The sequence below is a fragment of the Pseudomonas sp. GM24 genome (assembly GCF_000282235.1).
GTDB lineage: Bacteria > Pseudomonadota > Gammaproteobacteria > Pseudomonadales > Pseudomonadaceae > Aquipseudomonas.
The window spans coordinates 12,133-19,558 of record NZ_AKJR01000163.1 but is presented as its reverse complement, the minus strand read 5'-3'; the positions used below and the strand labels follow the sequence as shown (position 1 = coordinate 19,558).

Below are 7,426 nucleotides of genomic sequence, written 5' to 3'. Positions count from 1 at the left end.
TTGGCGTTTGAAAAAGGGACTCGCTGTAAGAGCGAAACCGCCAGCGGCAGCACCCGCAGCAACGGATATGCCCCCAAAACCAAATCTCAACGCCCATTGACCCACCCTTAGACGATGCGTAGCCTTGCGCCTTCGAGGTTCTTCGGCCCACGCCGAAGCTAAGAAGGGAACGCGGTCAATGCCGCGGCTGCCCCCGCAACTGTGAACGGTGATGTTCGCTGCCACGCCACTGCCAGCTCAACTGATGAGCCCGCGGGAAGGCGCAGCAAACGCCAGGCCCAGCGCCTGAACGCCGTCAGCCAGGAGACCTGCCTCGTCACAGATTCTCAATTCAACCGGGCGGGGTGATCCGGTGGCGAACTCTCCGGGCACGCACGCGCGTTGCCGGTTCTCGTCCCGTATGCCCGCCGCTTGCCAAAGGGCATACCGATGAAAACACTGGCCAAACTCCCCGTCACCATCGTCACCGGCTTCCTCGGTTCGGGCAAAACCACGCTGCTGCGGCACATGCTCGACAACGCTCAGGGCCGTCGTATCGCGGTGATCGTCAACGAGTTTGGCGAGTTGGGCATTGACGGTGAAATCCTCAAGCAATGCACCATCGGTTGCACCGAAGAAGAAGCCACCGGCCGCGTTTACGAGCTGGCCAACGGCTGCCTGTGCTGCACCGTTCAGGAAGAATTCTTCCCGGTGATGCGTGAACTGGTTGCCCGTCGTGGCGACCTCGACCACATCCTCATCGAAACCTCGGGCCTGGCCCTGCCGAAACCGTTGGTACAAGCTTTCCAGTGGCCGGAAATCCGCAGCGCCTGCACCGTTGACGCGGTGATCACTGTGGTCGACAGCCCGGCCGTCGCTGCCGGCACCTTCGCTGCGTTCCCGGATCAGGTCGATGCCCAGCGCAAACTCGATCCGAACCTCGATCACGAATCGCCGCTGCACGAACTGTTCGCCGACCAACTGGCCAGCGCCGACCTCGTCATCCTCAACAAGGCCGACCAGACCAGCCCGGAAGATCTGGCTCGCGTTCGCGCTGAAGTCGCCGAAGAACTGCCGCCAGCGGTGAAAATCATCGAAGCCAGCAACGGTCGTCTGCCGCTGGACGTGCTGATCGGCCTCGGCGCCGGATCCGAAGAACACATCGACAGCCGCCACAGCCATCACGATCACCACCACGGTGAAGGCGATGACGACCACGATGACCACGATCACGACGCCTTCGATTCGATCTCCATCGAACTGCCGCAAGCCGATGAAAGCCTGCTGCTCGACGCACTGACAAAACTGGTGGTCAAGCACGGCATCCTCCGGGTCAAAGGTTTCGCCGCCATTCCGAACAAGCCGATGCGCCTGCTGATCCAGGGTGTGGGTACGCGTTTCGACAAGCATTTCGACCGTCAGTGGGGCGCCGATGAAGCGCGCGTGACACGTCTGGTGCTGATCGGCCAGGAACTCGACGCCGCCCAACTCGAAGCGCAACTGCGCGCCGCGCTCAGCGTTTAAGCCATGCACCTGCTCAGGACCCAGCCCGGCGGTTTCGTCTCGGATGACAACATTGCCGACCTTGGCCAAACCCCCGCCGAACTGGTGATCCTGTGCAGCGGCGACTCCAGCCTGGCGCTGCTCGCCGAGGCCGCGCAGCAGTTGCCCGAGGATTACCCGAGCCTGCGCCTGGCCAATCCGATGCAGGTGCAGAATCACGCCTCGGTCGATCTGTATGTCGATGAAGTGCTGCGTCACGCCAAGGTGATTCTGATTTCGTTGCACGGTGGCATTGCCTATTGGCGTTATGGCGTTGAGCGTCTGGTTGAGTTGTCCGAGCGTGGCGTGCAGTTGATTCTGGTGCCGGGCGATGACCGTCCCGATCCGGAGCTCAGCGACTTGAGCACTGTCAACGCCGAAGATCGCGACCGGCTCTGGCAGTTTTTGCGTCAGGGCGGCTTGGGCAATGCGCTGGACTTCTTCCGCTGTCTGGCCAGCCGTTGGCTCGCCCGCGATTACGCCTGGGAAGAACCGCAGACCCTGCCGCGCACGGCGATTTACCACCCCAATAAAACCTCCGCCGCACTGAGTGACTGGCAAGCCGAATGGCTGCCCGAAAACCCGGTTGCGGCGGTGCTGTTTTACCGCTCGCATCTGCAGGCGGCGAACACTGCTTTTATCGATGTTTTCTGCCAGCGCTTGCAGGCGGCGGGGCTTAATCCGTTGCCGATCGCGGTGGCCAGTCTGAAAGAACCCGGCTGCCTGACGGTGGTCGAGGATTGGCTGGATGAAGTCGAGGCTGGGGTGATTTTGAACACCACTGGCTTCGCTCAATCCAGCCCTGAAGCGCCGCACTTGCGGCCGTTTCGCCGCAATATTCCGGTGATCCAGGCGATCTGCGCGCAGGACAACGAGCCTGGCTGGCGCGCCAGCGAGCAAGGCCTGGGGCCGCGGGATCTGGCCATGCACATTGCCTTGCCGGAACTCGACGGACGCATCATCAGCCGACCGATCAGCTTCAAGGATCTGGCCTGGCGCAGCGAGCGCAGTCAGTCCGACGTGGTCTGCTATCGCGCGCAACCCGAGCGCATGGATTTTGTCGCTGAACTGGCGCGGCGCTGGATCGATCTGGCGCGGGTGCCGAATGGCGAAAAACGCATCGCGCTGATTCTCGCCAACTACCCAACCCGTGATGGACGCATCGGCAACGGCGTCGGCCTCGACACGCCGGCAGCGGCACTGAACATCCTGCGTGCGTTGCAGGCTGAGGGCTATCCGGTCACCGCAGAATTGCCGGGCAGCGGCACCGAGTTGATCCAGCAATTGCTCGGCGGCGTCAGCAACGATCTCGACACCATTGATCTGCGCCCCTGCCAACAAAGCCTGGCGATGGACGCTTACCTGACGATGTTCAACGCCTTGCCCGAAACCAATCGTGCGGCGGTGGTTGAACGCTGGGGCGCGCCGCAAAACGATCCGATGTGCCGCGACGGGCGCATGATGATCGCCGGCATTCGCTTCGGCCTGACCTTCGTCGGCATTCAACCGGCGCGTGGTTATCAGGTTGACCCGAGTGCGGTCTATCACGACCCGGATCTGGTACCACCGCACGCTTATCTGGCGTTCTATTTCTGGCTGCGCAACACCTACGGCGCGCACGGTGTGATTCACGTTGGCAAGCACGGCAACCTTGAGTGGCTGCCGGGCAAAGGTGTTGGTCTTTCGGAGAATTGCTGGCCGGATGCGTTGCTCGGGCCGCTGCCGAACATTTATCCGTTTATTGTCAACGACCCGGGTGAGGGCGCCCAGGCCAAGCGCCGCACGCAAGCGGTGATCATCGACCACCTGATGCCGCCGCTGACCCGCGCCGAAACCTACGGGCCGCTGCGCAATCTGGAACTGCTGGCTGACGAGTATTACGAAGCACAACTGCTCGATCCTCGCCGCGCCCGCGAGTTGCAGCGCGACATTCTGCAATTGGTGCGCGAGACGCAGATCGATCGTGAATTGCAGCTTGATGCCGGGCTGTACAGCGACGCCGATGCTGCGATCTGGCTGCCGCGTCTGGATACGTATTTGTGTGATCTGAAGGAATCGCAGATTCGCGATGGCTTGCACATTTTTGGCGAGTCACCGAGCGGGCGATTGCGCATTGATACGTTGCTGGCGCTGCTGCGCATTCCACGCGGAGACGGCAAGGGCGCGCAGTCGAGTCTGCTGCGCGCGTTGGCCAAAGCCTTTGAACTCGGTTTCGATCCGCTCGATTGCGCGCTAGCCGATCCATGGACCGGCCCGCGCCCCGCAGAGCTGCAATCGCAAAGCGATGAAGTCTGGCGCAGCGCCGGCGACACCCGCGAACGCCTCGAACTGTTTGCCACGCAACTGATTTCCCAGACGCTGCAATCCCCTTGTAGGAGTGAGCCTGCTCGCGATAGCGGAGTGTCATTCGATACGAATTTGCCTGACACACCGCCATCGCGAGCAGGCTCACTCCTACAAGGACCGCGTTGGGCTGAAGTCAGTGCAATAGTCGAGAATCTGCGCGAAGTCGTCGCCCCACGCCTCGATGCCTGCGGCCCTGCCGAAATGCGCGGCCTGCTCGACGCCCTCAGCGGTCGTTTCGTCCCTGCTGGCCCGAGTGGCGCACCGAGCCGTGGCCGCCTCGACGTGCTGCCCACCGGGCGCAACTTCTACTCGGTCGACGTACGCAACTTGCCGACCACCACCGCGTGGCGCATCGGTTTCCAGTCGGCGACGTTGATTCTCGAACGCCATCTCCAGGACCACGGCGATCACCTGCGCCAGCTCGGTTTATCGGTCTGGGGCACGGCAACCATGCGCACCGGTGGCGACGACATCGCCCAGGCCATGGCGTTGATGGGCGTGCGTCCGGTGTGGGCCACTGGCAGTCAGCGCGTTGACGATTTCGAAATTCTGCCGCTGAGTCTGCTCGACCGCCCGCGCGTCGATGTCACGTTGCGGGTTTCCGGATTTTTCCGCGATGCGTTCGCTAACCTGATTCGCCTGTTCGATGCGGCGGTGCAGGCGGTAGCGGCACTGGACGAGCCGGACGATCTCAACCCATTGGCCGCCAAAGTACGGGCCGAGCGCGAGGCACTGTTGCAGTCGGGCGTCGATGCGGACACCGCACGGCGTCAGGCCGGTTGGCGGATCTTCGGCGCCAAACCCGGTGCCTACGGCGCAGGCGTGCAGGGCGCGATCGATGGCCGTTTGTGGCAGAGCCGCGACGATCTGGCCGAGGTTTATCTGAACTGGGGCGCTTACGCCTATGGCGGTGCCGACGAAGGTACGGCCGCCCGCGAGCAGTTCGTCCAGCGCCTGAGTCAGGTCCAGGCGGTGCTGCAAAATCAGGACAACCGCGAGCACGACTTGCTTGATTCCAATGATTACTACCAGTTCCAGGGCGGCATGCTTGCTGCCGTGGAAACCCTGCGCGGCGAAGCGGCGGCGAGTTATCACGGCGATCACAGTCAACCGGACCTGCCGAAGATTCGCACCTTGAAAGAAGAACTGAACCGGGTGATTCGCTCACGGGCGGCCAATCCGAAATGGATCGACGGGGTCAAGCGTCATGGCTATAAAGGCGCGTTCGAGATGGCGGCGACGGTGGATAATCTGTTCGCGTTCGATGCCACGACACAGTTGATCGATGATCATCAGTACGCTTTGCTGGCCGATGCCTACTTGCTCGACCCGGCGACTCGGGAGTTTGTTCGCGAGCATAATCCGCATGCGCTGAGGGACATGACCGAGCGCATGTTGGAGGCTCAACAGCGGGGGATGTGGCAGGAGCCGGGGGCTTATAAGGAAGCACTGGAAAATCTGCTGCTGGATATTGAGGAAGATATGTAGCGTCCTCAGGAAAGTCACCCCCTCGCCCCAGCCCTCTCCCCCAAGAGGGCGAGGGGGAAAGGGAGCCGATTTGTGTGCTGTTCAGAATCGAAGTCGACTCGATAATCCAGGTCGGCGTAACTCGAAAGAGCACCGCAATCAGTTCCCTCTCCCCCAGGGGAGTATGGGGGGAAGGGGGAAAGGGAGCCGATTTTTGTTGGCTTGGAGTCTGAGTTCAACTCGATAAATCAGGTCGGCGTACCTTGAAAGAACACCTCGATCAGTTCCCTCTCCCTCCGGGAGAGGGCTAGGGTGAGGGCCACCCCGACTGACACCCCACAATGCCAAGTACATCCACGACCACGACAGAGAAAACCCAAATGACCGACACCCCGCATTTCCCGCTCTCCGCCGTGGTCGGTGCCGATGACCTGAAACTCGCCCTGTGCCTCACCGCCATCGACCCGAAAATCGGCGGTGTGCTGATCGAAGGCCCGCGTGGCATGGCCAAATCCACCCTGGCCCGTGGTTTGGCCGACCTGCTCGCCAGCGGTCAATTTGTCACCTTGCCGCTGGGTGCGACTGAAGAACGCCTGGTCGGCACCCTCGACCTCGACGCCGCCCTCAGCGAGGGGCGAGCGCAGTTTTCGCCGGGCGTACTGGCCAAGGCTGACGGCGGCGTGCTCTACGTCGATGAAGTCAATCTGCTGCCGGATCATCTGGTGGATCTGCTGCTCGACGTTGCCGCCAGCGGCACCAACCTGATCGAGCGCGACGGCATCTCCCATCGGCATTCGGCGAAGTTCGTGCTGATCGGCACGATGAACCCGGAAGAGGGCGAGCTGCGTCCGCAACTGCTTGACCGCTTCGGCCTGAACGTTGCCCTCAGTGGCCACACGGCGCCGACCGAGCGCGGGCAGATCATCCGTCGGCGTCTGGATTTCGACAGCGATCCGCAAGCGTTCTGCACGCAGTGGGAAGCTGAGCAACAAGCCCTGCGTGTGCGTTGCGAAAATGCTCGCGCTGCCTTGGCCAATATTGCGCTGGACGATGCCGCACTGGCGCAGATCACCGAGCGTTGCTTTGCTGCCGGCGTCGATGGACTGCGTGCCGACCTGGTCTGGTTACGCGCCGCTCGTGCTCACGCGGCATGGCGCGGGGCTGCGGTGATTGGCGAGGAAGACATCGACGCCGTGGCCGAGTTTGCCCTGCGCCATCGGCGCCGTGAGCAAGCGCCATCGAGTCCGCAACAACCGGCTCAGGCGCCGGCCGAGACTCAGGCATCACCGAGCGAAGGGCAGGGCCAGTGGGGTGACATGCCGGCGCCGGCGCTCGCCACCGGCGCCCGCCGCGAAGTGCCGAGCTGGCCAAAAAAGCCTTAGGCATTCGCCCCCGATCCGATGCGGGGGCGAATGCCAGACCCCGCGCCGGACGGCTGGACAACGGACGTCAGGGCAAGCGCCATACGGCCCGCAGCGGTACGGTGAACTGGCCGGGCACGTTGCTCAAGGGGCGTCCTCGGGTTCGTGAAGATCTGCTGTTTCAACTGCGCACACGCTCGCCGCATGAGCTGTGGCTGGTGATCGTCGATGCCTCCGCCTCGACGCGGCGTCATCAGGCCTTGAGCGATGCCAAAGGCCTGCTCGCGCAACTGTTCGATGACGCCTATCGCCAACGGGCGCGCCTGGCCTTGTTGACGGCCAGCGGCTCGGCGCCGAAATGGCAGGTGCAAGGGTTGAAGGCCTCCAGCAGTTTGCATAGCTGGCTGGAGGCGTTGGGCGCTGGCGGTGGCACGCCGTTGCTGGCGGCACTGGCGCAGGCAGAGCAATGGCTGGCGGTGCGCCGCAAGCGTTTTCCCGTCGAGCAGCAGCGGCTGTTGGTGGTGACCGATGGGCGTTTGAAACAGTGGTCGGGATTACCGGCGCTAGCGTGTCCGGGGTTGTTGATCGATATCGAGCGCGGGCCGATCCGGTTGGGTCGGGCACGGGATCTGGCTTCAGCGTTGGGATCCGAGTATCGACACATTGATGAGCTGATTTCTCTCTAACCTTTTCGGCGATTGTTCTACCGTCTTCGCGAGCAGGCTCACTCC

At 62.7% G+C, this 7,426-nt stretch carries 4 protein-coding genes and 1 riboswitch; all 4 genes read left to right on the top strand.

Going from position 1 to position 7,426, the window contains the following annotated elements:
• The first annotated feature begins 118 nt into the window (after positions 1-118).
• Positions 119-330, top strand: a riboswitch (cobalamin riboswitch).
• 99 nt (positions 331-429) lie between these two features.
• The 4 genes from cobW to PMI23_RS18470 all read left to right on the top strand — a co-directional run bounded on the left by cobW (position 430) and on the right by PMI23_RS18470 (position 7,381).
• Positions 430-1,503, top strand: a complete 1,074-nt coding sequence (cobW, locus tag PMI23_RS18485) for a cobalamin biosynthesis protein CobW (protein ID WP_007919206.1) — start codon at positions 430-432, stop codon at positions 1,501-1,503.
• A gap of 3 nt (positions 1,504-1,506) precedes the next feature.
• On the top strand, positions 1,507-5,355 hold the full coding sequence (cobN, locus tag PMI23_RS18480) for a cobaltochelatase subunit CobN (protein ID WP_007919211.1): 3,849 nt from the start codon (positions 1,507-1,509) through the stop codon (positions 5,353-5,355).
• A 359-nt stretch (positions 5,356-5,714) separates the two neighbouring features.
• The gene (locus PMI23_RS18475) at positions 5,715-6,716 is read left to right on the top strand and encodes an ATP-binding protein (protein WP_007919214.1); all 1,002 of its coding nucleotides are present in this window, start codon (positions 5,715-5,717) and stop codon (positions 6,714-6,716) included.
• A complete protein-coding gene (locus tag PMI23_RS18470; RefSeq protein ID WP_157279745.1) occupies positions 6,698-7,381 on the top strand; it encodes a VWA domain-containing protein in 684 nt (227 codons plus the stop codon). The genes PMI23_RS18475 and PMI23_RS18470 overlap by 19 nt, the downstream gene beginning before the upstream one ends.
• The last annotated feature ends 45 nt before the right edge of the window (positions 7,382-7,426 follow it).

Coding starts and splice junctions, on each gene's coding strand:
- cobW (WP_007919206.1), top strand. CDS start 430: ATGAAAACACTGGCCAAACTCCCCGTCACCATCGTCACCGGCTTCCTC.
- cobN (WP_007919211.1), top strand. CDS start 1,507: ATGCACCTGCTCAGGACCCAGCCCGGCGGTTTCGTCTCGGATGACAAC.
- PMI23_RS18475 (WP_007919214.1), top strand. CDS start 5,715: ATGACCGACACCCCGCATTTCCCGCTCTCCGCCGTGGTCGGTGCCGAT.